At 60.2% G+C, this 24914-nt stretch carries 20 protein-coding genes and 2 pseudogenes; 6 read left to right on the forward strand and 16 right to left on the reverse strand.

Translation table 11 applies throughout. The features are described 5' to 3' along the window. A pseudogene (locus tag DBV08_RS00005) lies at positions 1 to 356 on the forward strand (VOC family protein); the annotation flags it as partial. A 625-nt stretch (positions 357 to 981) separates the two neighbouring features. Here DBV08_RS00005 and DBV08_RS32540 read toward each other — a convergent pair. Continuing rightward, positions 982 to 2112, reverse strand: a complete 1131-nt coding sequence (locus DBV08_RS32540) for a hypothetical protein (protein ID WP_221621582.1) — start codon at positions 2110 to 2112, stop codon at positions 982 to 984. A 365-nt stretch (positions 2113 to 2477) separates the two neighbouring features. On the opposite strand from DBV08_RS32540, the gene DBV08_RS32150 reads away from it, so the two are divergent. Further along, positions 2478 to 2645: a hypothetical protein gene (locus DBV08_RS32150; RefSeq protein ID WP_158171288.1), complete on the forward strand. Its 168-nt coding sequence runs from the start codon at positions 2478 to 2480 to the stop codon at positions 2643 to 2645. Between the two features lie 80 nt (positions 2646 to 2725). On the opposite strand, the gene DBV08_RS00015 is transcribed toward DBV08_RS32150, so the two are convergent. Next, complete coding sequence (locus DBV08_RS00015; protein WP_124566136.1) at positions 2726 to 3778, reverse strand: DUF6615 family protein; 1053 nt, start codon at positions 3776 to 3778, stop codon at positions 2726 to 2728. Positions 3779 to 3790: 12 nt separating this feature from the next. After that, a complete protein-coding gene (locus DBV08_RS00020; RefSeq protein ID WP_124566137.1) occupies positions 3791 to 4216 on the reverse strand; it encodes a hypothetical protein in 426 nt (141 codons plus the stop codon). A gap of 224 nt (positions 4217 to 4440) precedes the next feature. Between DBV08_RS00020 and DBV08_RS00025 the strand changes: the two genes are divergently transcribed. After that, complete coding sequence (locus tag DBV08_RS00025; RefSeq protein ID WP_124566138.1) at positions 4441 to 5310, forward strand: helix-turn-helix domain-containing protein; 870 nt, start codon at positions 4441 to 4443, stop codon at positions 5308 to 5310. Between the two features lie 24 nt (positions 5311 to 5334). After that, a complete protein-coding gene (locus DBV08_RS00030) occupies positions 5335 to 5559 on the forward strand; it encodes a hypothetical protein (RefSeq protein WP_124566139.1) in 225 nt (74 codons plus the stop codon). A 138-nt stretch (positions 5560 to 5697) separates the two neighbouring features. Here DBV08_RS00030 and DBV08_RS00035 read toward each other — a convergent pair whose 3' ends face one another. From DBV08_RS00035 to DBV08_RS00045, 3 genes are all read right to left on the reverse strand, one after another. Continuing rightward, positions 5698 to 6780, reverse strand: a complete 1083-nt coding sequence (locus DBV08_RS00035; protein ID WP_185564359.1) for a DUF4238 domain-containing protein — start codon at positions 6778 to 6780, stop codon at positions 5698 to 5700. 426 nt (positions 6781 to 7206) lie between these two features. Continuing rightward, positions 7207 to 7389: a hypothetical protein gene (locus DBV08_RS00040; RefSeq protein WP_124566141.1), complete on the reverse strand. Its 183-nt coding sequence runs from the start codon at positions 7387 to 7389 to the stop codon at positions 7207 to 7209. Positions 7390 to 7552: 163 nt separating this feature from the next. Beyond that, a complete protein-coding gene (locus tag DBV08_RS00045; protein WP_124566142.1) occupies positions 7553 to 8488 on the reverse strand; it encodes a hypothetical protein in 936 nt (311 codons plus the stop codon). A gap of 1239 nt (positions 8489 to 9727) precedes the next feature. Here DBV08_RS00045 and DBV08_RS00050 point away from each other — a divergent pair. After that, entirely contained in the window at positions 9728 to 12211 is a 2484-nt protein-coding gene (locus DBV08_RS00050; RefSeq protein ID WP_124566143.1) for a hypothetical protein, read from the forward strand. Between the two features lie 206 nt (positions 12212 to 12417). On the opposite strand, the pseudogene DBV08_RS00055 reads toward DBV08_RS00050, so the two are convergent. From DBV08_RS00055 to DBV08_RS00065, 3 genes and pseudogenes are all read right to left on the reverse strand, one after another. Then, positions 12418 to 14706: pseudogene (locus DBV08_RS00055) on the reverse strand (DEAD/DEAH box helicase family protein); the annotation flags it as partial. 307 nt (positions 14707 to 15013) lie between these two features. Next, positions 15014 to 15922 carry a DUF732 domain-containing protein gene (locus tag DBV08_RS00060; RefSeq protein WP_185564361.1) on the reverse strand — a complete coding sequence of 303 codons (909 nt, stop codon included), beginning with the start codon at positions 15920 to 15922 and terminating at the stop codon, positions 15014 to 15016. Between the two features lie 126 nt (positions 15923 to 16048). Beyond that, positions 16049 to 16987 (reverse strand): HNH endonuclease signature motif containing protein, encoded by a 939-nt coding sequence (locus DBV08_RS00065; protein WP_124566145.1) that lies wholly within the window; start codon positions 16985 to 16987, stop codon positions 16049 to 16051. A 1105-nt stretch (positions 16988 to 18092) separates the two neighbouring features. Between DBV08_RS00065 and DBV08_RS00070 the strand changes: the two genes are divergently transcribed. After that, positions 18093 to 18605, forward strand: a complete 513-nt coding sequence (locus tag DBV08_RS00070) for a hypothetical protein (RefSeq protein ID WP_124566146.1) — start codon at positions 18093 to 18095, stop codon at positions 18603 to 18605. A gap of 589 nt (positions 18606 to 19194) precedes the next feature. Here DBV08_RS00070 and DBV08_RS00075 read toward each other — a convergent pair. From DBV08_RS00075 to DBV08_RS00100, 7 genes are all read right to left on the reverse strand, one after another. Continuing rightward, a complete protein-coding gene (locus DBV08_RS00075; RefSeq protein WP_124566147.1) occupies positions 19195 to 19677 on the reverse strand; it encodes a hypothetical protein in 483 nt (160 codons plus the stop codon). 137 nt (positions 19678 to 19814) lie between these two features. After that, positions 19815 to 19973, reverse strand: a complete 159-nt coding sequence (locus DBV08_RS32155; RefSeq protein WP_185564363.1) for a hypothetical protein — start codon at positions 19971 to 19973, stop codon at positions 19815 to 19817. 346 nt (positions 19974 to 20319) lie between these two features. After that, on the reverse strand, positions 20320 to 21117 hold the full coding sequence (locus DBV08_RS00080; protein ID WP_124566148.1) for an N-formylglutamate amidohydrolase: 798 nt from the start codon (positions 21115 to 21117) through the stop codon (positions 20320 to 20322). Between the two features lie 35 nt (positions 21118 to 21152). Further along, positions 21153 to 21812: a hypothetical protein gene (locus DBV08_RS00085; RefSeq protein ID WP_124566149.1), complete on the reverse strand. Its 660-nt coding sequence runs from the start codon at positions 21810 to 21812 to the stop codon at positions 21153 to 21155. A 107-nt stretch (positions 21813 to 21919) separates the two neighbouring features. Then, positions 21920 to 23146, reverse strand: a complete 1227-nt coding sequence (locus tag DBV08_RS00090) for an insoluble domain protein (protein ID WP_124566150.1) — start codon at positions 23144 to 23146, stop codon at positions 21920 to 21922. A 77-nt stretch (positions 23147 to 23223) separates the two neighbouring features. Further along, a complete protein-coding gene (locus DBV08_RS00095; RefSeq protein ID WP_124566151.1) occupies positions 23224 to 24558 on the reverse strand; it encodes a ParA family protein in 1335 nt (444 codons plus the stop codon). Then, positions 24558 to 24914, reverse strand: a complete 357-nt coding sequence (locus DBV08_RS00100) for a hypothetical protein (protein ID WP_058228481.1) — start codon at positions 24912 to 24914, stop codon at positions 24558 to 24560. Before DBV08_RS00100 ends, DBV08_RS00095 begins: the two co-directional genes overlap by 1 nt.

Genomic DNA, 24914 nt, shown 5'->3' on the forward strand with positions numbered 1-24914 from the left:
CAGGCGCTCAGCATCTCGCGCTTGCGACCAACGACATCCTCGGAGCAGTCGATGCTCTGGTCGACGAAGGAATCGAGTTTCTCTCCACTCCTGCTTCGTATTACGAGGATCCCGAACTGCGCGCGCGTATCGGAGAGGTTCGAGTTCCGATCGAGGAATTGCAGAAGCGAGGCATCCTCGTCGACCGCGACGAAGACGGCTATCTTCTACAGATCTTCACCAAGCCGATCGGAGATCGTCCCACCGTGTTCTTCGAGATCATCGAACGCCACGGCTCACTGGGATTCGGGCTGGGAAACTTCAAAGCCCTGTTCGAAGCGATCGAGCGTGAGCAGGCCGCGCGGGGCAACTTCTGAGATAGGTCACCCGGTTTCGAGGAGATCCATCACGAGAACCCTAACCCTGGAGATGACGTCAGTTCACAGTATCGGTTGGTTCGTGTGGAGATGCCCGTTTGATGTACCTCACGCTCCCCGATCGAGAAAGCCCGGATCGCGGCTTTCCAGAGTCCAAGCGGCTTATGAACTTCGGGCTCCGGTATGCCGCGACCTAGGAACTAGGAGTTACTTGCACCTACCGACACCATGGCCGTGGTGTTGGTCCGGTCGACGACGAGTTCGCCTGCGAACTCGTCGTCGGCAAACGGTGCCGCCGAGCGTCTTGTGTGACCGATGGTTGCACTACTGGCAGGCTACGTCATGGAGAAATGACGGCGCCGGACTTAAAGGTCTTCCGCGTCTTGTGATCTGGCCATCGCGGTAAGAGAGCTGGTCAGCCCACTCAGGTCCATGTTCCGGGCTTGACAGGTGATACGGGTGGCGAAAAATCGAGCGGCACTAGCCTTATCGAGCAGTGATGCATCAGAATTCCCGTTGCGATAGAGGCGAGGTCGATGCCGATCGGGAAGTAATTTCGCAAGCGCCGCATCGAACCGGGATTACTTCGGCTCGATGCGGCGTGCGGTCTCCTCATTCGGCACTGTTAGATGGCGGCGCTCACGGGTTCCAGAGCCCAGTCCCGAATGCTCCTGCCGTCAACGAAACGCCATTCCGCCCCGCACTTATCGCAGCTGATGTACTTGTCGTGCTCGCGGTGGCCCGGGATGTTGTCGTGCTCTTCGATGATCGCCCCGTCGCCGCAGGGACACAGGTACTCGTAGCGCTCCACCGTCCCGGCTCTGGCGCCCCATCCTTCGTGATCGTACGAATCTCCGTTGACCAGCTCGGTGCGAATGGGAGCCGACAATGGCTCTGTCCTTATCCACTCCCCGATCGCGGTGACCCCGGCGGTGTAGACCGCGGGCGAAGGCGAGACCTCGCGGAAGATCACCAGGAGGTCGTCGGCGATGCGAGCGACGCGGTGATCGCTGTTTCGGACCCCGGCTGCATAGTGGCCGGCAAGGTCGCCCACAACATCGTTGCGGCCGACCTGCCGGATCAGCCAGTCGTGGAAGGGAGCAGGCTCGTCTACCGGCACCGGCCGGACCCAGCTATCCGTGATGAGCTCGTCTGCAAGCGCGGAGCGTAGGCGCTCGTATCCACCGGGGCGGTAGTGATCGGCCTGCGGTCGGGTCTGCCCCAACCCGACCATCCTGCTGGCGTAGTCGTGCTCGCGCTCGGACACGCCGATCAGGAGGTTCGGGCCGCCACCATCCGGAGCGGCAAGCGAGAGACCCATCGCTGCCGCCGCCCAGATCAGTCGTCCGTTGGTCACATAGGGGCAGTGCGGGCTGAGAAACCGCTCTGCGGTGTGCTTCAAGGAGTAGCTGTCTACCCCCGCGCTCGAGGTGTCCGAGTTAGGCGTGAACATCCGGAGCATGTCAGTGATAAGGGCGAGCTGAATGTAGTCGGTCTTGCCATTGAAGCTCCACGACGAGTCCGAGAGGTAGCCGTTCTCGCCGAGGAGAGGATCGTCGCCAAGTGCGCCGATCAACTCGTGATTCTCGAGCGCGGCAATCAGCCTTCGAGCGCTGACCCGTTCGCCGAGGAATCCCTGGGCCAGAGGGAATTCCATCTGCCGAAGCGCGGTGGTGTAATTCGTGCCGGTGAATTTTGCCCAGGCGCGCGCATCCTGCTGTTGTGTGCGGCGCCGAGTGCTGTTGTTGGGAGTCATCAATCTCATGTTCCGGGCTATGCATCCCACACCTCCCAGCCCTGTGAATTGAGAGAGTTCTCGAACCAACAGGTACTTACATCTCTGGAATCCGCATCGGCAGTTGTCCTCGGCGTCTTCGTCATGTGGGGACGCAGACTCGGAGAGAGGCAGTCCAGACTGCCCGCAGCCATTGTAGCGGCGCGGGCAGGCAGGCAGCACCGTCGGTCAGACCGATGAAGACAATCACCCAAGCCCGTGCCATTTAACCGCAGGTCAGGAGGCTACTCCGAAAGTTGTTCAACGGCTGAACCTGTATTTCGCGCATCTCGACGCATAAGAGGTGAACCCGCGTTTGCGGGACTAGGCACTTCTTAGGGGCACCAATGCACCAGCAAGATGACCAGAGCAACGAACCCGAGCAGCCCACGCGGCTCCACCGACTCCAGCTCGCCACTGAACGAACCTTCGCCGCGATCGGCTACGGCTACCGTCTGTACACCATCATTGACTGGGTTTCCCGGATCCTCCACGACCTCATCCACCACGGGTAGTCACACCGAACGCCGTGAGACCCGAAGAGACCCCTTGCCGGACGGTGAGGGGCTTTTCGGACCGCGCCGCTTTTACAAGGTCAGCCCTCGTAGTTCGGGTTGAAGTAGTGGGAACGCTCTGGGTCCAGCTCCAGCAGAAGCCTGTATTCAAGGCCGGATTCCTCTTCATCGTCGCTCTCAAGAATCCGATTCAGATCGGGGGGGAACTTGCCGAAGGGGAACTCGACGGAAGTGATGAATTCTTGTGCGCGAATCCGGTCTGCGGCTTGACGTTCTTGTTCCTCCACGTCGATAGACTTCCGGAAGCTGTAGCGGCCGTCATAGGCTTCCTGCTCCGCTTCCTTCGATGGGTTCGGGTAGGTCATGCTCAGGAACTCTTCGTCGGTGAGTTCCCTGTCGTTGCCCTGCATTCGGTGCAGGTTCTGCGCAACCTCTCGAACCGTGAGTGTGCGGCCCGGGTCATTTGAGTAGAGCATGTGCGACCACGGGGTCGAGTCGGTGAGGTAGTGCGGAATGTAGAGGTTGTCTTTCTGTTTTTTCTCGTCGAGCAGCGAGCGTGGAAAGTCTGATTTCGTTGGGTCCTCGAAGATGGACTTGACCTTCGAGGTGGAGACCATCGTGCAGCCCCAGTTCGGGGCGTCCCACGCCGAACTCTGAAGGACGCCGTCACGCGCTGCCCGCCGATCTCGAGCAATCACGTCGTGATACTGGTCTTTGACCAGGTACCGGTCCTCAGGCCACCCGTTGAAGAAGACGTGGAAGGGAATCGCTCGTTCGACCAGGCTCTTCGCGATGAGCGTGTCGTACTGCGTCATCGCACTGTTCTTCGTTTTGTGACCCAGTTGCTCGTAACGCACTCCCTCATGGCTGCAACGCTTGGCCTGAACACGTAGCTTGATCCATTGTTCTTCGAAAGCAGACCCGATCCACCACTCCCAGTCCGCTCCGTTCCCAGCTTCTTCCGTCCTGGTGAACTTCTTCACTTTCAACGAGGGGATGAGTTGGCGCAGTTTGACCAGGTTGAAGTCCGTCACACTTTCCTCCCCTGGACCAATTCCTTCTGCGATGCCGGCCTCCATCCACCCCCAGCTCTCTGCGGCGACAGTATTCATCGCATCGAACATCTCGTTCATCGCTGCGACCCCTCATCCCTCGATCTGGGCGAGCGCATCGCGGAACGCACCGAGTGTGGTCGCGTCCATGCGGTACGCGCGGACCTTCTGGAATGCGCGATTGTTCGGGTCGTACACGCTGTCGAACACCGGCGGGAGGCCCTCGCGGATAACGCCCCGGCCAGCGAGACGGCTGATCGCCTTGGTGATCGGTCCTGTCGAGCCGCGTAACGTTTCCCCGCGCTCCCTCAGTGCGTCCGTGGTGAGAACTCCGTCCCACTCCACGAGCAGCCGCAATAGCCGCACCTGAGTGTCCTTCAGCTCCGAGAGCAGCGCTGCCGCTTCGTCTGCGTTCCACACCATCTGGACAACCTGGTGGTCCCGTCCCGCAGCGGCCAGCGCATTGGTAATAGCTGCAAGCTCAGCAGGGGTCACGTCTGAAATTACGATTTTTGCCATGCCAAAGTTCTACCGTGGGTCTACATAAAACGCAAGGCAGGGTGCCGGTGCATCAGAAGTTCCCATTGCGCTACTGGCGACCGGGAGCTCTGCATTTCGCCACAAGCCCCCGTTGCACATCACAAGAGAAGTGATCTGCATCACATTACGTGACGAAAAAACTTTGAACTCACTATCCCTCCGATAGAACCCGTACGCGGGCACCGACTTTTTTGGAGGGTTTAGTGGAACAAGAATTGACTGTTGGCCAGGATGAGCGCATTCATGCGCTCTTGGAGCGCGCCCGTGCCTCGGGCGCTCGTGACGCACGCGGTCGGCTCACGCCGGAATGCTCCGCACTTGTCGAAGAGCTGTGGAAAGTCGCCTTCAACGCGCTCCGCGCCTTCTTGCGCGATGGCCGAATCCTCACTGCGGGCCCGATACCCCAGTCTCTTCCCCTCCTCGCGGAAGATTTGGACTATCTCTCGAAGTCCGCCTACGACCGTGAGGACTTGGCGATGGAGATGATTGTCGGCGCCATCGACCCCTTCGTGACCGCAGTGGTGGACGGGTCCAAGTGGGACAAGGAACGGTCGTCACTTGCAACCTATTTCGTCGGTCGGTGTCTGATCAACAAGGGCGCTGTCATCGAGAAATGGGTCACTGAAAGGCGAAATCGACAGCACATCCGGGAACAGGAAAGTAGCGAAATCTGGACGCAACTCGATCGACTCCGACCTTTCCGCCAGGAATCGGACATGTTGAACGGCTTCGTGTTCGAGCTCATTCAAGGTGTCCCCTTGGATGTCCGGCCGATACTGCACATGATCGCCCAAGGGTTCACCATCGCCGATGCAGCACGAATGATGGGCATCTCTGCGTCAGCAGCCCGCAACCGCCTCAAACGGTGGCGCACAAACAACGTCGTCGCGCCCCTCGTCATGGACTTGCCTGAATCACTCTGGCCTTCTGACTACTCGCTTATCGAGTACCTCCGCAGCGAGCGCAACCGTCAGCGGCGCCCCGGAGATCCTCGACGGCGCGGCCAGAGCGATGCCCCGAAACAGGTAGGGCAACACCGCCGAACTCCTGCACTGCCTTCCGGCCCCTTCTGAAACTCAAGAATCACGGAGACACACATGAACTCGAACCGCTCTGACAGTCAGCCGAACCCGAGCGCATACCAGTGGTACACCCATCCGCTGACCTCGCTCGTCACGGTGGCGGTGCTCGCGGTGGTGCTGATTATCCCGTTCGGTACTGCCACCGCTGCATTCATCTTGACCGGAATGCTCACCTTCTTGACCGCGTGCAAAGACGCGTATCAACCGGGTGACCGGAGGGAAGAAACACCCGATTCATAGATGCTGGCGGACCGTCACCACCCGATCGGTGAGGCCGGCGCCGTGTCGGTACGTGCAGATCAGCATGTACCGACACGGCGATCCTGCGCACCGTCAGCTGTAGGCGTGGACTCGTCCGGGGCATCGGGGGTCGGTGAGTCAGCGTTGGTACCAGCGGGACACCGGTGCCGGCGGCGGCTCCCCGCTCTCGAACCATCGGGTCGGTCGCCGCGACAGATCAATCACTGTCTCGGCGCGGGGAGCGATCGGCCGCGGGGGCACCGTGATGGTGCTCGCGATGTCGTCGTCAGGATGCTCGAAGACTTTCTCGTAGGCAGCAGCGACGATCTCTCGATTGATCTCGTAGGTCTCGGCCGCGTCGAGAACGAACGGCAGCTGCGGCGAGATGTCCGGGAGAAAGAACGCTAGCAACCGGTTGCGGTCGATGGGATAGATCCACACGGCTGCACCGGCATTGCCGGGCTTCACACGCCGATCAGTGGACGGACCTCCGATAACAACGACCGGATCGTCACTGGTCAACAGCGGGGTCTGAGTGCGGTAGACGGCCCAGTTCCGCGTGATCAAGGGAACGACGAGCTTCGTCAGATTCTGCATCATCAGCTGAATTGCCTGGGGCTTATGGTCTTTGCTGATCAACGACCGGCGGTCCTTCTCCCGCATCTGCGCTGCGGTTACCTCGATAGTCTCGTCATCCAGGCTTTGACCGGTCGACGAAAGCCACATGCGAGCGGCGACCTTCGAGTGTTCGATCGGATCTTGTCGGGATGTGTACTCGAGGAGATCGAACTGTTCCTGGCGGAACGATTGGCCACGACTCATCTGCGTGGCCACCACCATCGCAAGATCGGCCTTCATCTCGACGTCGGTGACAGGTCCGGGCTCGGCCGCGAGAAGTTCGTCGATCCGAACCCTCGCGAGGTTGTCGAACACTCCGAGTAGAACCTCGACAACCAGCGGGGGTGTCGAGGTGTCGTCGATGTCGTCGGCTTCGAGTCGATAGAAGTCGTCTATCCCGCCAACCTTCTTGGGTCCCACGAGCTTCCCGCGACCATCGTCGACCCGAACGGATCGTACCGAGCCTTTTCGGCCGGGGGTCCAGCGTCTGATGTAGGACTGAGGGACCACATGGTGATACTTCGGAGCATCCGGAGTGTTGGTCAGGTTGGCTGCAACTTCAGCAACACTTTCGATCCTCGCCCGCAAGCTGTCGTTCGACATGACGGCGAGCATAGTTTCGGCGTGCAGGTGGGGCGGATCGTCTACAGGGGCGTGCTCGGATCAACCGTGACAGCTCACCTACGCCCGCCATCCTGGCAGTCGGTGCTGCCAAACATGAAAAACGACACCGAACACCGCCCATTTGCGCGCTTGAACAGGTAAAACGACACGTCCCCTCGTATCCCGATGGCGACGTCCTCGACTACTTGTATCCGGCAGTGCCGTCAGGTAGCCAGCATGAGATTAGCCGGGTATTGATGCAGGGGGTTACTCACCACGGGCGGGAAATCGCTGCCAGCCTGGAGTTCCGGTATGGACCGCAGAGCCGGGTGTCCAAGCGTGTACTTGGGAGCGGGTCAGCTCGCCTGGATGGGAGGCTCTTGCTGCGCCGACGTCGCGTAAGACATCCCGACCTGTGTTCTCAATCTAGATCAGAGATTTCTTTTCAGTGGTGAGCCAAGTTTCGAGCCAGTTGCGTTCGATGAGGAGTTCGTTTCGGCCGGCATTGACGGTGTGGCGCAGAGACGCGACGAGTTGACCAGTGTTGGTGTCGGTCCAGCCGTTACGTCCGTTCCAACGGAGGTTTCCGCGCACAGAAGCCAAAGCCAAAGCTGCCACCTGATGTGCCGCAACAGATTCGGGGCGACAATATGCGAGCTTGGCACGGAACGCTATGCTGCACAATGAATTTGTCGACCCTGCCAAACCGAACACAACGTTGTTGACGAAACGTCAAGACCTGGGGAAACAGTGAAATGTAGCGTTCCTGGCCTTACCTGATCGACCCCACTGGACGTTCCCTGACCGGTAGTTCAACGCCCGTTGCCTCGAAGCGGAGATCAGCCATCTTCTGAAGCTCGGAACCAGACTCGTTAACCTCGTCAGCGAGCCTTCCGGCGGCATCCCAGTCATTATCCTTGGACCGGTCGGTGTAGCTCCTAGACGCAACCACCATTTTCTCCACGATCCCAGTCGCGGCGTCTCGCAATCCTCGGTTCTCGATTTGGTACAGCGCCGATTTCGCCGTCATGATGCAGTCGTTCGAGTTACGTACGAGGTTCATCTGCCGGTTTTCGAGGAGGTAGGTCGCCAGAATTTCGTGATGCATCTTCTCCGAATCAATGAGGTCCTCCGACTTCTCGAGAATCACAGTCAGACTTTCAGCCGCCTCAATTGCACGAATGTGGTTATGGACTTCCGCAACGTACACACCAACCGCCTTATGGACTGCCTCGACAGCTGCGTACTCCCTATCTCGGATGTATTGCTCTCGACTGTCGCCAGTCTGCGTTTCGAGACGCTTCATCTGTTCCTGGTGATGCGCAGCATCCTGGGTGCGACGTGCCTCGGACTCCTTCTGCGCTTGACTGGCAGCTGCCTTCGCCTGGTTCAGCTGTGCATCGGACAGATCCTTGGCGTCCTTAAGGTCTGAAACACGCTGCGCCTCAGACGTTATCGCTGCGACTACTGCATCGTCCCGCGCCTGTTTTGTCGCTTGCCGCGCCTGCTCATTCGCCTTACGCGTCTGCCACACCGACACACATGCCAAGAACGCCGCAGCTCCGGCACCGACCCAAGCGCCTGCGGCTGACCACTGCGTCTCGTTCCACCGGTCACCCGTTATATAGGCGAAGACATAGTGGGCCGGAATCCACGCCACCACGAACGCTACAAAGATGATGACGCCCCACCAGACCTTTTTATGCATCAGCGCAGAATACAGCTCGGGTAGAACTAGTTAGAATCCTCGGCTGACGCTTCATCCTTGTCTGCGAAGGCTCGCACCATCGCAATATTCCGTCTAGCCATGCCGATCATCTGGACCCGCAGTTTCCTAATGTCATCGGCCTACCCTGCTGCAAAGGCGGTGTACATCGGCATGCCCGAGTAGCCCTCGGATATGCCAGCATTAACCCCCTAATGACTGTCTGAACATCTTTACACAGCCCCTGAAGTTCGCCCAGTGCTTGACGCGTTTCTATGTCGTCCACCATCAAATTGGGTTCTACAAACAACCTACTTGCGCTGTCATACAACGGTTTCCATTCAGCGAATGCAGCAAGCGCATCAGCCCTGTCCCACTATCAAGAGGTTCAGTTAGGTACTTATAGATCTTGAGGAGGTCAGCTGATGCGGTAGTGAACTCATCGAGCGCGGGAAACTGCACGGAGAACCGCGAGCTCTGTACGTGTCGGCGCTGCGCGTCCAGTTCGTCTGTAGGGCGCTTATTCGCTGCATCGATAGCAACATCATGTCGTTTCTCATGCTCAGCTCGACTAACTTTCGCCTGCGCCTCATCCCGCCGCGCATGCCCATTCGCATTGTTCGTTTGCCACACGGCCACACACCGGGCGTGGCGTACAGGACGCCGGAGCTCGGAGAGCTGGAGTCGTCGCCGCGGCCGCAAAGCTTCTCCACTTTTCAGGCCTCGCAACATAATTCAAAATAGCCCTGCCCCTAGACCAGCAACGTCCGTACGCTCCACTACGAACCCCAGCTCACCGCTCTTGGCACAATCATAATTGTGATCAAGTTAACGTGACAATGCCACACGGAAATTGTCCCAAACCGATCGACGCCTTGGGATTGACCCACTCATACGTCCGCTGAAATTATTGGCGCGAGCCGCCGCCTGACTAGTAACCTCCACCAGATTTCTTCCCATCACCCGGGGCCGTTCGGATGCGCGAAGCGACATCATCGTCGCCTCAAACATCAGAGGCACTGGACTCTCTTCTACATTCGGACTGGATTACACGTGATCGATGTGATGCAGGCTCCAATCGGTGTTGCATACCTCGATCAGCATGTATCGGCGGAAATTCCCGACTTCGGCCGTCAACAGCAGTTGAAAACCGATCAGGCTACGTCACGCCGTCAAGGGTCAAAATTTAGATTCCGTTGACGCGGTCGGGTGCACTGAGTGTGTTGATGGATGATCTCAGTCATGACAACTACCTCCAGGACAAAACCTGATAGCGTCTCTGCGTGGGAATCCCGGCTGCGTGAGGCGGCGCAGAGTGGTCAACCGATCGATCTAAATACAGCAAGCACCGTATCTGAGAATCACCTGCCGGCCAACACAGACTGCTGGGGATCTGACCGACAGTTACCTGCTTCCGCGCTTCGCACGTTGCTAACTGACCCGGACCTCCAACTTGATCCCCACGGATTGCTGATCAATGGAGCTCAGTTCATTGGACCAGTCGATCTGGAAAATGTGCAATTCCCCCGAGCGCTACAGCTCACCAACTGCCGCTTTGACATGGCGATTAATCTCTCAGGTGCATCACTGAAAGACCTGAACCTGACCGGTTCTCATATCGCATCGCTTCACCTCGACGGTACTGCAATTGGCGGTAGCATTTTCATGAGGGAAGGTTTCATCTCAAATGGGCAGATCAGTGCGCGAAGCAGCCGCATAGCCGGACAATTCGTGCTCAACGGTGCCATCATTGGTAATCCTGGTGATACAGCGCTCGATCTCGACAAAGCCACCATCGGGGGCGGCCTGTTCGCCGCTGAAGGATTTACCGCCGCAGGTTCGATCCGCGCGGTCGGGGTGCAGGTAGGCGGGGAAGTGTCGTTGGAGGGCGCCGAAATTAGCGCCCCCGGAAGGACAGCCCTCTGCCTCGACGGCGCAACCATCGACGGCGGACTCTTCGCCTCCTTCTTGAATGCGGACGGCGAAATTCGGGCACTGAACGCACGCATCCGTGGAGAGCTTTCGTTGGACGGTGCCGAAATTAGCGCCCCCGGAAGGACAGCCCTCTGCCTCGACGGCGCAACCATTGACGGTACTCTGTTCGCCCGCGCAGGCTTTAAAGCCAGAGGCGAGGTACGGGCGCAACATGCTCGGATCAACGCCGTTGAGCTTGATGGGGCCAAACTCTCCAACCCCGGGCGTGTAGCGCTTCGATTAGATCGGGCTAAAGTCGAAAGTGCCCTCTTGGCGCGCAACGGATTCCGCGCAAGTGGCGAGGTCCGCGCTTTCTGTTCTCAGATCGGCATCATCGAACTGAACGGTGCCAGACTCTACAACTATCAGGGGATCGCTCTAAACCTGGACGGTCTAAGATCTGACGGTGGTGTGCTGGCCCGCAATGGTTTCAATGCCAACGGCGAGGTCCGCGCCGTCAATTCCCATATCGGCACCCTTGAGTTGCACGGAGCAAAACTCAATAACCCAAAAGGAATTGCTCTGAACCTCCAAGCTGCAACCATTGATGGCAATGTGATCGCCACCCAGCGATTCGCCACCAATGGCGAGTTCCGTGGGATTAATTGCCGCATCGGTGGCGAACTCGTTCTGCACAGCGCAACGCTCAACAACCCTGACGGCGTTGCACTCCACTTGGACAGGGCAAACATCTCCACTGGGCTCTTTGCCCGAGAGGGTTTCACCGCCAACGGACAGGTCCGCGCGATCAGCGCGCGCATTGGTGGCGAGCTATCGTTTCAGGGCGCAACCCTTAACAACCCCAAAGGCAAGGCGCTGTCGATTGACTTCGCATCTATAGCTGGTAACTTTTTCGCTCGCGACGGCTTTACCGCCAACGGCGAGATCTGTGGGCCAAGTGTTCGCGTTGAGGGGGACTTCTCGTTGTGCGATGCAACCCTCAATAACCATGGCAGGATCGCACTCCACCTCGATGGCGCAACGATCAACACCCTGCGACTGGTAGGTACACTCGTCGACGGGAAAATCGACCTAACCCGGGCCACTATCACCGACCTAAGAACACCAAACACATCTATCCCGAACGGTCAGTTGATCGCTACTGGATGGCAAATCAACGACGTCCACGGGCTGATTCGCACAGATCGCCGTGCAGCGGAACGCTGGCTCAATTCCGCACCCGAGAATGTTGCGTTCAGTGCTCAACCCTGGCGCGCTTTGGCCGCAGTCTACGACCGGAATGGCCAACCTGGAGACACTCGACGACTCCAATTTAGTGCGGCCAACAAGGTAACACGCCATTCAACTCTGTGGTCGAAACCGTTGCGCTGGTTGTACCTCCTCGTGGCAGGGCACGGGTACTACCCGCTCCTGGCGATCCTATGGCTCATACTCGCGCTCGGCATAGGGTCAGCTCTGGTCGAATCTAATCGCGACGATTTCATCCCCACAGCTAACCTGGGTTCAGCACAGAACCTAGATTCGAGCTCCACCGATGACTCCATTCCTCCCACCATCACCGCAAACTTGGCCTGTGACCAATACCCCGACAACTATCCGTGCTTCGAGCCAGTCACCTACGCACTTACCAATGTGATTCCGGCGTCCAACGGCAATCCACGCCCTGACTGGAGACCAAAATCGGAAGCGTCGCTTCTGGTTATCTACGGACTGCCAGTGCTCCGAATCCTGTCCTGGGTATTCACCGCAATTCTCCTTGCTGGAGTGACGGGCTTGCTCCGGAAAACCTAGAAATCATCTCGGCGCCGCTTCGTGCGCACGCACTGAGAGCGACACGCCACAGCCCCATATTTTGGTAGGCGTCGCGTCTAGCCTGATCGACCGAAAAGACTCGATGACGCGAGTTACGGCTCGTCAAACATCTAGTCTTCGCAGCAGCCGAAGTCTCACCGCTTCAGCTACCTAGGGTGTAGGTCCGATAGAACATCACCTAGCCCTATGTCGGAGACGTCGCCGGCCCAGTCTTCCCAGTAGGCGCGGGTGCCGACCTTGTCGACGATCTTGGCGTAGATCGCTTCCTGCCATTCGGAGAGCGAGAACAACGCCATCTGCGTCGCCATCCCACCACCATCGCTGTTGCCGGTGTTGGTGCCGTCGGCGACACCCTGCGCCGAACCGTCGCCGGAACCCGTTCCATCGGCACCATTTCCGCTGCTACCGCCATTGCCGCTGTTGTTGTCGAAACTCTCTCCAACCTCGACGAGGGGTCCGATGTGCCCACCGAGGAGGCGGTCGTTACCCTTGCCGTCCTTCTTGTCCGACGTCGCGTTCAATGCGATGGAGTTGACCATCGCATTGAACCGATCATCATGTGCGCGAAGCGCGTTGAGTACCTGCCACACGACCTTGAACCGTGTGTTGTTCGACAATGCTTCCGACGGGCTGACACCGGCAGGGACGGCGACGGGCAAGATGATGTACCCGTAGTCTTTGCCGTCGGATTTGCGCATGACTCGGCCGACGGACTGCACCACGTCGACCACCGAGTTACGCGGGTTGAGGAACATCACCGCATCCAACGCCGGAACGTCCACGCCCTCGGAGAGGCAGCGGGCATTGGTCAGGATCCGGGCTTCCCCCTCCGGGATCGGAGCCTTGAGCCAGGACAGTTGCTCGTTGCGCTGCAAAGCGTTGAACGTGCCGTCCACATGGCGCACCGAACACGTCAGATCCAGGTTGGTGGAATCGACAGCGCCACCGTCATTTTCACTGTTCTCGAGCAAATCCCGGTAGGCGTCGACGACCGTCGGGAACACTTCGGCGACCTGCTTGGACGCGGCGATGTCCTTCGCGAACGCCACCGCGCGGCGCATCGGCGCCTCCCCTGGCGCGAAACCTGTCCCGTCCGGGGTTTCGCCGGCACGCTTGGCGAGACCGTTCCAGCAGCCGATGATCTTCGACGCATCATCGAGACGCAGTTCGCTGTGAACCCCGGCAAGCTGATCCTGCAAAGGTGCAGCCATCAACGATTCGTCCACGGTCAGCACAATCACCTTGTAATCGGTGAGCAAACCCCGATCGACAGCCGCGCCGAACGAAAGCCGATGAAACTCCGGACCGTAGACGCTCTCGTCGTCCATCGAGGTCAACTCGGCCGAATGCTCTTCGGCTTTGTCCTTGACGTCATCGACGAAAATCTTTGGCGTCGCCGTCATGTACAGGCGGCGGATGGCTTTGAGGAACGCGGCATCGTGCACGCGCACGAAGTTCGACTCGTCCTCCCCGAACAACGTGACGCCGGTGGTGCGGTGCGCTTCGTCGCAGATCACCAGATCGAACGGATCCACCCCCAACCCTTGCGCGGCAGCGACGGCGGGCAGGGACTGGTACGTGGTGAACACCACCGTCAACCCCTTGGCACGTTTACGGTGCCCCATCTCCTCCGCCAACTTCACCGGATCGGTGGTGACCGGGATCGCGACATCGTGGATATTGAAGTCCTCGGCGGAGCGGGACACTTTGGTATCCGAGCACACCGCGAACGCCCGCAAATCCAACTGCGTTTGGGCAGTCCACTCCCGCAACGTTTGCGAGAGCAGAGAGATCGACGGCACCGCGAACAGAATGCGGGCGCTACCGCCGTTCTCCAATGCGGCGCGTTCGGCGATCTTCAGAGCCGTGAAAGTCTTGCCCGTACCGCAGGCCATGATCAACTTGCCGCGATCACTCCCCTTCTCGAAGCCGGCGAAGACATCGTCGATTGCGGACTGCTGATGCAGCTTCGGCTCGTGACGTTTCGCCTCCGACAGGTTGACCTGCAACTCACCCTGCGGCCATGCGATGTCCCAGTCGATCGGCGATTCCGCGATCTCAGCCAACCCGATCCGCTGCACCGGGATCGACTGCCCCTCAAGAGCATCCTCAGCATTCTTCCCCCACCGATCGGTCGTCGAGATGATCACCCGATTCGAAGACGGAGCCTTACCCGATGCGGTGAAGAAAGAGTCGATATCGCCCTTGGAGAGGGTGCTGGTGGGTTCGTAGAACTTGCACTGAATCGCGGTGTAGTCGCCGGTGTCACGTTCACGGGCAACCAGATCAATGCCCGTGTCGGTCTTCCCCTTGCGGCCTGGCCAATCGATCCACCGCCACACCTTCTCGTACTGCTGCAAGAGCAACGGGTCGAGCTCGAAGTACCGGACCATCAACTGCTCGAACTTCGTACCCCGCTCCGAATTCGACGGAGCCTGCCGAAACGCCTCGATGACCTCGTGCACTGAACCCATGACAACCCAACCCTCCGCGACAACAACCCGTGCTCAACAGACAATCTTGCCTGTACGGAAGTCCGATTCATGCATCGGGCGCGCCGCATACGTCGCCTGCGATCAATCGGCGTTTGGTGGGCACGAGAATCAGCTGATCAACCGCGGCGGGAAGGGGGAGATCGGCCGACGATTCGCGGAAGTGCCGCCCCAAGCAGGGCGCAATTAGTAGCGGCGATGATGATTGATGGCGTAGATCTGCTTCGGGAAATAACCAAACTGAATCCGCGCAGGAGCTGATGTATCTTCCGGCGGCATGCGCAGAGGCTCAGTTGAGGGCGTACAAGTACTCTGCGCAGAATGCGCCAACCGCGGACCCGACAATCTGCTCAGCTTGCGTGCGGGTGTACCCCGATTCTTGCGCGGTCTTGATGCTGACGATGACACTAAGTTCGGGTGATTTTCCTGACGAGATGTAATCGCAGGTCAGGCGACCTGAATGGATTGCGGTCTCACGGTCACCCCCGTAGGGGATGTTGTTGAGATCAAGGTAGAGAATGAAACTTTCATCAGCCACTTCTCGGTCCCTGTCACCAACTGGCGTATTGGATTCAGGCTCCTGGCGTTCTTGTTCCACAGGCTGAACCACGTCGTTGTCCTGCATATCCGACTTCTTGCTTTCGCCAGTCTTGACAACACCGAGTTCCACCTCGGTTCGATCGCCGAGAACGTCGCCAGCGGCGATGCTCTGACTTGTGACGGTCCAGTTCTTGGAAAGGATCACCGATCGTCCGCCACCGGTGTCGTCGATTGTCTTTACCTTAACTTCCAGGGCTTTCAGATTGTCTTTTGCATCGTCCAGCACCTGTCCGATGACGTTGATCATCACCGCATCAGGATCGCGTAGTGGTTCCGATGTGTCGTCGAGTGGCTCACACCCGAGTACTAAGGCTGCAAGGACCGGGATCCCCACGAGAAGCCAGTTTCGGCTGATTTGTGTGCCAGTGCTCGAATCGCTCGTGAGTGAATTCCGATGCCGATGAGAGAGATAGAGCACCGGAATCAAAGCAAACCCCAGACCGATTATTGAACCTGCAATACCTTTCCCATTGAAAAAAGAGCCGACAGTTCCCAGGAGAGCCAGTACAGACAACCCGATTGCGATCGCCAATTTCCACCACGGGACTACCTCACGCCACGCGGTTGATATGGGAGTTCCGGTACCGCGCATGGACATTGTCAGACGATCCTTGAGTTTTAGGGTTGAGAAGCGTGCCCACAGCATTCCATAACCGGTTACGTCTTGTTCAGCAGATCGGGTGGTTTCCTATCTGCGGCCACTCTGTCCTCCTGGGAAAAGGAACTACGCCGTTCGCCACTCACACCAGTGATTATCGAGCCACGTCTGTTGCTTCGGAGTGAGTTTCACGTTAATCGAAGAACCGTGCAGATCGCCATAGGCTGGATAGTTTCGCACCTCGGCGGCCACATCGATCAAGCCACTGGCGTCGACGGCGAGCAAGCCGTGATCGAAGAGTCGATGCACATCTCGACGCAGAAGTAGACCTCCCTGGTCCTTGTGCTCACCGACATCGGCATAGCTGTACAGATGGCAGGCCTCAAGTGCAGCAATCGGGCACGGGCCCGTGAACGCACAGTGTGATCCGTATTCACCGAGTAGCTTGGCTCTGAAGGCGGCCTGACCGACTCGAACACGCACCGGCCGGACCACGTGCCCACCTGCCAACTGTGCGGAGGTGACGTCGAGGATGCGAAGTGGGTTGCCCTGCACCGCCTGTTCCACCACCAGCCGGAAGTCGTCCCAGCGGAGGCGCCTGAAGCTGTTTTGCTCGCCGGGGTGTACGCACAGCGATCTCAATGTCTTTCCGTCGAGGACGCCCGCGAGGTTGATCCAGGATTGGCTGTGGCTACTGCGGTACGTCGTCACTGCTTTCTCTCCGAGAACTGGTTCCTCGAATTCCGCGTGACAGTCGTCGCACCGATACGTCGGTTTCTTATGCACCCGGCGTACTACGTTCGCCCGGTTGCATTTCGGGCACTTGCTGGTCACTTTGGAACCGTCGCCGACCTCGATGTCTTCGATTACTGACACCCCTATCAGGAACTCGTCCCAGATGACGATCATGTCCCCGGCGTGTACTTCGGCGGAGTGAACCACCGAGCTGTCCCAGCTGTAGTGGGACGCTGCGTCATCGTCGTACCGGTCGCTGCCCACGATGCGTCGATAGTCGGCTTGTTTGGACTGCGCCAGCCATGCGGTTTTGCCTGGTACGAGCTTCAAGTGTCACTCCCGCCATCTCGTTGATTGCTACAAGGCTGGTGCATGCGCGCCATGACGTCGACGGCGGGGTTCCCAGGTAGCACGGCAGGCGGGATGCGCGACGAAAATGTCCGGTCCTCGGCTAGATCGATTCGTAAAATCGCCGGGCGCTTGACTACTCGCTGCCTTCGCGCGCGCGAAGATACTGAAGCACTGAGCGGTCGCCTACGAACTCCGCATCGTACGAAGCTACAGCGACGGCGCACACCCTTGCTTCACAGTTGTCAACAGCAACACTGCAGATACGCCAATGGATGAACTGTTAATAATCCTCGGCGCACCCCAAATGGTCATGCGATCCTGCATGAACCGATGACCGGAAAGACCGCAAGGAGAGCTGATGCCTGTCCCGTACCCGCCGCCGGAGAAACTGCCCGTGATCATGTGCTCCGTCAACGATTGTTGCTATCGCCGCCATTCGACCCGGATGGACAAGCCTATCTGCCAACAACACGAACGCATGTATGGCCGGAGCGGACGAGTGGACCAGCCATTGAACTTCGAAAGCGTCGAACTCAAGTACACACGAGACGGCTACCCCCACCCGAACTAACGGCGCGGCAGTTGCAGCACAGGCGGAAACCCCGACACTCTCCAACTGCTGACCACCGCATTGAATCCCAGCACACCACAACAGAAGGAATGTCAGGCGGCGTTCGCCGAGTCATCGCAAGCGGTCATCAAAGCGTGCGCATGGCAACGCGAAGCTCTACGTGAAGGAGACATCGAGTCCAATGGCCCCAAGGTGGTTGCGCAGATCGAACAGCCAGGCCCCCACAGAAGCTTCCCGTCGGCCGACGGGAAGACGACAACATCTGCTGGTGGTGCGGGCACCGGCTACAACAGCTGAGCACAAGTTCAAGCAAACTGATCTACGCAGAATGAAGGGCGACGACGACTTTCTGTACCACTACAGCGAAGGCGACGATGGCCGGCTCGGCCGCATCAACGGCCCAACGCGAAGCGTGTGAAGTTCCGCAAGAATCTCTGTGGACCCTGCAACAACTCCAGGAGTCAGCTCTTTGACCACGCCTACACAATGTTCTCCGAGTGGTCGAATGACAACATGGCGTCGATCTACAAAATCGACTCACTCGACATGGGGGCGATTTTCTCCGGCAAGGACGTCACAGCCGAAACGTACAACCTTGCTCGCTACTTCATGAAGTACCTGGGATGTCGAATCGATGACAGCGGATTGCAGGTGCCCAATGAGATCGTCAAGTTCTGCGATGGCGGAACATTTATGCCGCATGGCGAGATCGCGTTCTTTCGAGACAAGGCCCTAAATCTGTACATCGAGATGTCGCGTGCCGCATCGATAGACGTCTTCCCCCTTACACACTCGGCGATATCTGGCTGGATGTCTCCGGAGAACAACCTCCCCATCAACCTGCACCGAGAGAGTGTCATCGGCAACCTCGGGGTGATGTACGCCTGGAACTCACAGCAAAATGTGAAGGCAGACCCGTTCTATCGCAACCGCAAGACGACATTGCACGAGCGCAAGGACCTTCCACTGCCAGAGCAATACGAACGATCGCCCGACTATCTCAAGGAATACCGTCAGATCGTTTGAATTGAAACCAGGCGAGGTGGCGTTAGGACAGACGTTGAGACGCGGCTTCCCACACGTTGTTTCGTCTCTTCTTGACGTGAGTTGGCTGCTCAGTAGCTGCCGCTGCACGAGATGGATTGCATTTCGTGGTGCAGCGCCTCGATCTGATTCGACGAGAGAGACAGTCCGCCAACTACACCGCACACTCGGATAGCTCACGCACCGCGGGCAGTAGTTGAGTTTCCGCTACCGCTGAACACCCAGCGCGGGCGAACCCTTCGACCCCAAGCCACTTCACCTCGGATTCAGGTTTCGCGGTAACAGACTGCACTTGATTCCCGACAGTCTCGTCAGCACTAGGCACTTCGACTGTTGGGGTTCAGGTTTCACTGTCCGGATATATGAGGTGCGTGCGGCATTTTCGCTTGCGCGATGCTGCCGCGTTTGACCCGCCAACCGACCGCTACGGCCGGAAGGTGGCAGGAGAAGAAGGTCGGTCCGGCAATTTTTGAGTACTCGATTCTGATCGGACTAGACAAGCTTCCAGTTCAGATCGTCGTCGTATTCACAGGACCGATGGGCGGGCCCGGGCGCTGTGCCAGCCCATCTCTTATCGTCCGAGCCGGGCGCGGACCGCGCCGATTCCGTCGTCGTACGAGTCGACGTAACGACCGGACCCGCGCTGGTAGCGCGAATCCGCCGATGCCGGGTCGTGGGCCATGAAGACCACGTCAGGACGACCACCATTGAACGCCGCGTATGTGTTGCAGTCCCAACCGTCGGGGGCGTAGTCGTCGTCCCATTTCAATCGAGCGACGGGTACGAATCCTGACTTCGCGTAGATGGCAGGTAGAACAGTGTCGAAGCAGTCCAGCCGCCGCCCACCTGCAGCAACTGCCGTTTCGAGCATCGAGTTCGCGGCGGCGGGGTGGTTACTGCCACGATGCGCGTAGAGGGAGACGATTTCATCGTCTTTGAGTGCGATGCCAGATCGACCGTCGTCGGTCACGAGTAGCCGCATACCTGCGTATTCGTCATCGCTGTACACATAGACCGAAGCTGCGAACCGGTTACCCTCGCGCAGTGTTTCCATTTGGCGCCGGTATGTCGCGGCATCGCGCGGATGCAGTTCGTACAGCTCCGGGGTGCTTTCCCCCAGACTGCGAAGATGCTGTGCGCGTTTGTCCTGTAGTCGATGTACTGCGACCGGCGTGATGTGCCGGTCCTCGATCAGAAGCCGTGGAACTTCGCCAATTCGATCGCCGTGTCGTGCCACTCCTGCTCGATCGCCAGGCGCTCGTTTTCCGGCAACTCTGGACTCCATCCCCACCGACGCCAGAACGCTTCGCGCTCTTCCTGCGTCAGAGTCGGTATCTCGTTCGTCGCCATCGTTGTTGTCCTTCGGGTCGTCGTGGATGAAACCTGATGCTGCTCTAATCTGCTGCTCGCGTAGCGCTTTGCCCACTTGGAGGCGACGCTGCAGCTTTTCTCGCCTACCTGGATCGTCCTCTGCGCCGAGTTGAGTGCGCAACTCGGTTTGTCCACCGGGGGTCGCGTCATATTCGGCGGATCTAGCGTCGAGGTTTGTTTTCGCAGTGTCCAATCGTTGCCGGTTCCGGGTGACCGCAGGGTTCGCGTCGAACAACATTTGGGCGGAGGCGTGCCGACGACGGGCGCTGTCGAGTCGTGCTCGCACGTGCGGTGTGCAGCGGGGGCCGGGGTACTTCTGGCACATCTATCGGCTCCCCCGATCTGCCGCGTCGACGAGACGGCCGAGCATGGCTCCGAGGTTTTCGGCGGCGATGTCGACGAGTTCGCCTTTCTCGGTGAGGTATTGGTCGCGGCGCAGTTCGATCATCACCGAGTACACGCGGGGATCAGTGTTGTAGTGCTCGAGGGGTACGTACGTGCCGGAAAATGGGGTATCCGTGCCGATGTCTTCGAGCGGGGAGAACGCGGCGTAGGCGGCCTCGATAAGCCAAGGTGGCGTGTGGTGTGGGTCGGTGCCGATACACAGGGCGGGACGCTGGCCATCTGGGTGCAGCTCGTACGTCGACGGCAATGTCGGGTAGGAATGGACGTCGATGATCACGGCGCGGCCAGTGGCTGCGATGCGGTCCGTCACCAGGTCGGACATCGCGGCGGCGTAGGGATGGAAGTAGTTATCGAGCAGTGCGTCTCGTGTGGTGTTGTCGGCGTTGCGCAGGACGTCTCCGTTGCAGGTTCGGGTGTAGACCGCGCCGCGGCCGACGGCGTTGAGTTGTTCGCGCTCGTCGGGGAATCGTTCGGGATCGATCACGAGCCGCGAGAGGTCGTTGCGCAGTGTCCACGGTCGGGGTGTCACTGATTGCGCTGCGTGCTGTGCGATCGCGTCGGTGTGTGCGTCGGTGATCTCGTCGAGTTCGGCGGTGAGTTGATCGTCGGTGACGGTCAGTGACGAGCGGATCTCGGGTGGAATGACGCGGGAGGCGTGCGGGACGTGCAAGATGACGGGCGAGGATGTATCGCCCGCGATCAGTGTTCTCGTGTTCACGTAATCTCCTTGGCGAGTGTGGAACTGGTGCCGGTTTAGTTGATGACGTCGACGAACCAGCGACCGTCGAGTTCTTCGGTGGTGATGGTCTGGGGGAACTGTGCGGGGGGCTGGCCGGGACGCATTTCGGTGAGAGCGACGGAGTAGATGCCAGTCGAGATCGGTGTGATGCGCACGCAGTGGGTGGTTCCTGTTGGGACGGTGTCGATTCCCGCCTGGATCTTGTCCACTGACGGTAGGAAGGTATCGGGGGTGGTGAGTGCACGGACGGCTGTTCCGGAGCGGGTGAGGTAGTAGGCGTGTTCGAACGCTGCGATGACTCCGGGGCCGCTTTTCTGGTCGCCGGGGTCGGTGCGGCATGCGGTGGGATCGGTTTCAGCAGCGGCGGGAGCGGGCGGGGTGACGTCGAGGGTGGGTGACGTTTCCGAGGTGTCTGTCTCGTCGGCGATTCTTTCCTGTGCGCTCTCGTCGTTGCCGGAGAGGAGACGCAGCACGAACCAGCCGAGTAGCGCGACCACGACAATCAGGGCAGCGACGTAGCGCAGGCGGGGCGATCGGGAATCCTTCTTGCGCGGACGCTTCGGCGCTGGCGGGGGCATGGGCGCGGTGCCTGTTGCAGTCGTGTCGGCGCCTGCGCCGTGGGGTGTGCCGCCGAGTAGGTCGATCACTGCGGGGTGTCTTTTCGTGTTCGTCATCGCTGTCGTCCTTTCGGTGCTCGCGCCTGGTTCTGCAGTAGTGCATGAGAGGTCCAGGACGGGCGGCGCGTTGCCGCCCGCCCTGAACGGTTCTGATCGTGCGATCTTTACGCCGGAATACCCGCTCCGACTGCGTCGCTGATCAGCGACGACGCCAGGCCCGGGGTGGCGTTAGTGAGGAAGTCCGTGAGGGCGGTGTCGACGTGTTCGATGATCTGCTCGCCTCCGGACTGGGCTGCGACGAAGTCGCGGGCCTGCTGGTCGATCGCAGGGGCTGCGGCGACGGAATCGCGGACAGTAGTGGCCACGGCCTCACCGATGGGGCCGGAGTTCTCCCAGTCGGTGAGCGTGTCCTGGGTCTGGGCAGTGACGGCGGGTTGGTCGACGTCGGGGACCTCGATTTCGACGGGTTCGCCGAGTTCACCTGCGCCATACGCGACGGCGGCGGTGAATCCTGCTATTCCTCCGCCCAGACCACCGAGAACGAATGCGGGTGCGCCGGCGAGGAGGGCGCCGGTACCGGCGCCGACGGCTGTTCCGGCGAGACCGCCCGCTACCCAGCCGATTCCGGGGATGAAGACGTTGCCCAGTCCGAGGCCGATGTTTCCGCCGACGGTGCCTCCGATCAGTGCTCCTCCGATGGCGAACGGGGTTGCGAGGCCGATTCCTCCGGCGAGTGCTCCGGCGGCGGTACCGCCTACTTGGGTGGCTGCGTCGCGGCTGGCTTTGTCGACTGGGACGCCGAAGGAGTTCCAGCCGGTGGCGACTCCGGATTCGATGATGGCGGTGGTGTTGTTGGTTCGTTCGAGGTCGACGTCGGAGACCCAGTTCGGTTGTGCGATGTGGAAGGTTCCGATGCGGAGGGTGTCGCGGGGGGCGATGATCGGTGCGACGACGTCGACGGGGCCGGGGAGATGGAGCTGGGTGTAGTCGGTCGGGGTGGTGTCGGTGTAGGTGGGTGGTGTGTAGGTGTTGGTGTCGTAGTCCCAGTTCGGTAGCGGCTGGTAGTCGATGTTCTGGTATTGCGCGGGTGGGTCGATCCAGTAGATGGGCTCGGTGGGGGCTGGAGGTTCTGTGGCCGGCGGCGGGGTGGGTTCGGTGGTCACGCCGGACTGTCCGCCGCCGTCGGTGATGCCTGCTTGTCCTCCTCCGTCGGTGATGCCGGCTTGCCCGGGCGCTGCGATTGCCGGTGGTGCGAGGGTGATTCCTGCGGCCACTGCTGCCGCTGCGACGACGCCGATGGCGCTCTTGCGGGCGAGGGTGTGGCGGCGGTGTCGACCGTGTTGGTGTGCGCGGCGGGCGGCTCGGTTTCCTGCGGTGGTGTCGATGCTCATGTGGTGCCTTTCGTTGAGGAGGGTGCGGATGGGTGCCGGGACGGGGTCAGGTGTGCGGAATTCGGCTGATAAATGGGTCAGTCAGCGGCGTGGGCGATGAGATCGATGACGGTCGAGGCAACGACGGTCAGGGCTTCGGTGGTGCTGCGCCGGAGCTTCGAGGGCGAGATGCGCTCACCGGAGGCGAAGAGTGGCTCGAACGGCATCCGGGCGACTGAATGGACGCCGGCGTCGAAAAAGGCGTCGACAGCGTCGATTTCGACCATCGGTGCGTCTCCGGGTCCGTCGGTGATGACGACGATGGTGCGAGCCATCATCGCCGGGCCTGCGGTGGTGGCGAGGTCGAGGAGCATGCGGTGCGCGGCTGCGGCGGCATCGCGGCGGAGCGGGACCGGTACGAGGAGGACGTCCGCGTGGCTGGTTGCCCAGTGCCAGCTGCCGGCGAGGCGGTTGTTGCCGGTGTCGGCGACGAGGATCTCGCGGTGCTGGGACAAGATCTGCGCCGCCGCGCGGGCGTCGTCGTAGCCGAGACTGGATCCGTGGGCGCCGTTGTTGCCGGCGACGATGTCGTCCCCGCCTGGTTGGCGGGTGAGGTACTGCGAGAGCGCCGAGGGTCGGATGCTGCCGGGCTCGGCTGTCTCGGCGGCGATCAGTGCGAGCACGTCATGTCCGTGGCGGGGTGGGATGCTGACGCGGTCGGCGAGGCTGCCGCCGACGTCGGCGACGTCGACGCAGACCGTGGTTGCGGCGCCGCGGTGTTCGGCGATGATCGCGTTCAGCCCTACCGCGAGTGGGGTTTTGCCGACGCCGCCTTTCGGGTTGGCGATGGTCACGATCGAGAACCCCGGGAGGGGGACGGTGATGGATGCGATGGCGGCGCGGTGGCGCATTTCGGCGGACTCGGGTTTCGGGGCGATCCGGAGGTTGAGAATGGTGTTGAGTCGGCCGCGTAGTCCGGTGCGGGCGGGTTCGTGCGAGCCTGCCGTGATCTCGGGTGCTGCGAGCACGGATGTCGAGGTTGGTGTGCGCGCCGCGGGGACTGGCCGGGCATGAGTGTCTACTCCCACCTGTGGCGGTGAGTCACCGAGGGGTGTCATCGCCATCGTGACCGGTTCGTCAACATGATGATCCGGCCGCGTCGGTGGTGTGTCGGCGGGTGCGGGGATGGGTCCGGTGGGCAGCGATTGCGCCACCTTCCCGTCCGGGGCGACGGTCAGTTGGCGGGAGCGGCCCGCTTCCTGCACGGTGACCTCGACGGGTGAGCCTGCGTCGGCGGAGTGCTGTCGGCTGAACTGTGCGATCACCGCGTGGATCGACTGCCCGTTCTCGGCGGACAGTTCCACCTTCTCGTCCCCTGCCCCGCTCACGAGCGCGGTTCGCTCGGAGGTGATTTCGATGGCAAGGGTCGACATCACGCGGTCGTTCCGGTGAAGGCTCCGACGCCGGAGAGTTCGGTGTCCATTTCGAGGACGATGGTGTCGGCCTTGTCGAGGGCGGCCAGGGCGTCGTCGCGGGCTTTGCCGTCGGGGAGTACTTCGATGATCTGGCGGCGGGTGGCGACGGCTTTCTTGATTTCGTCGAGGCGCGGAGCGGTCAGTTCCTGGTCTTCGCTGAGTTTCGGCAGCCATGAGGGGATCGCGTTTTTGAGGACGCGGCGTAGTTCGGTGATGACGGGGTCGCCGCCGCCTTTGGGGGCTGCGAAGGGGTTGCGCAGCACGGTGATGTCGTCGGCGGTGGGGGTGATCGATTGGGAGATGCGGCGGCTCAT

It is taken from the genome of Rhodococcus sp. KBW08 (genome assembly GCF_003852455.1).
In the GTDB taxonomy this organism is placed as follows: Bacteria; Actinomycetota; Actinomycetes; order Mycobacteriales; family Mycobacteriaceae; genus Rhodococcus_F; species Rhodococcus_F baikonurensis.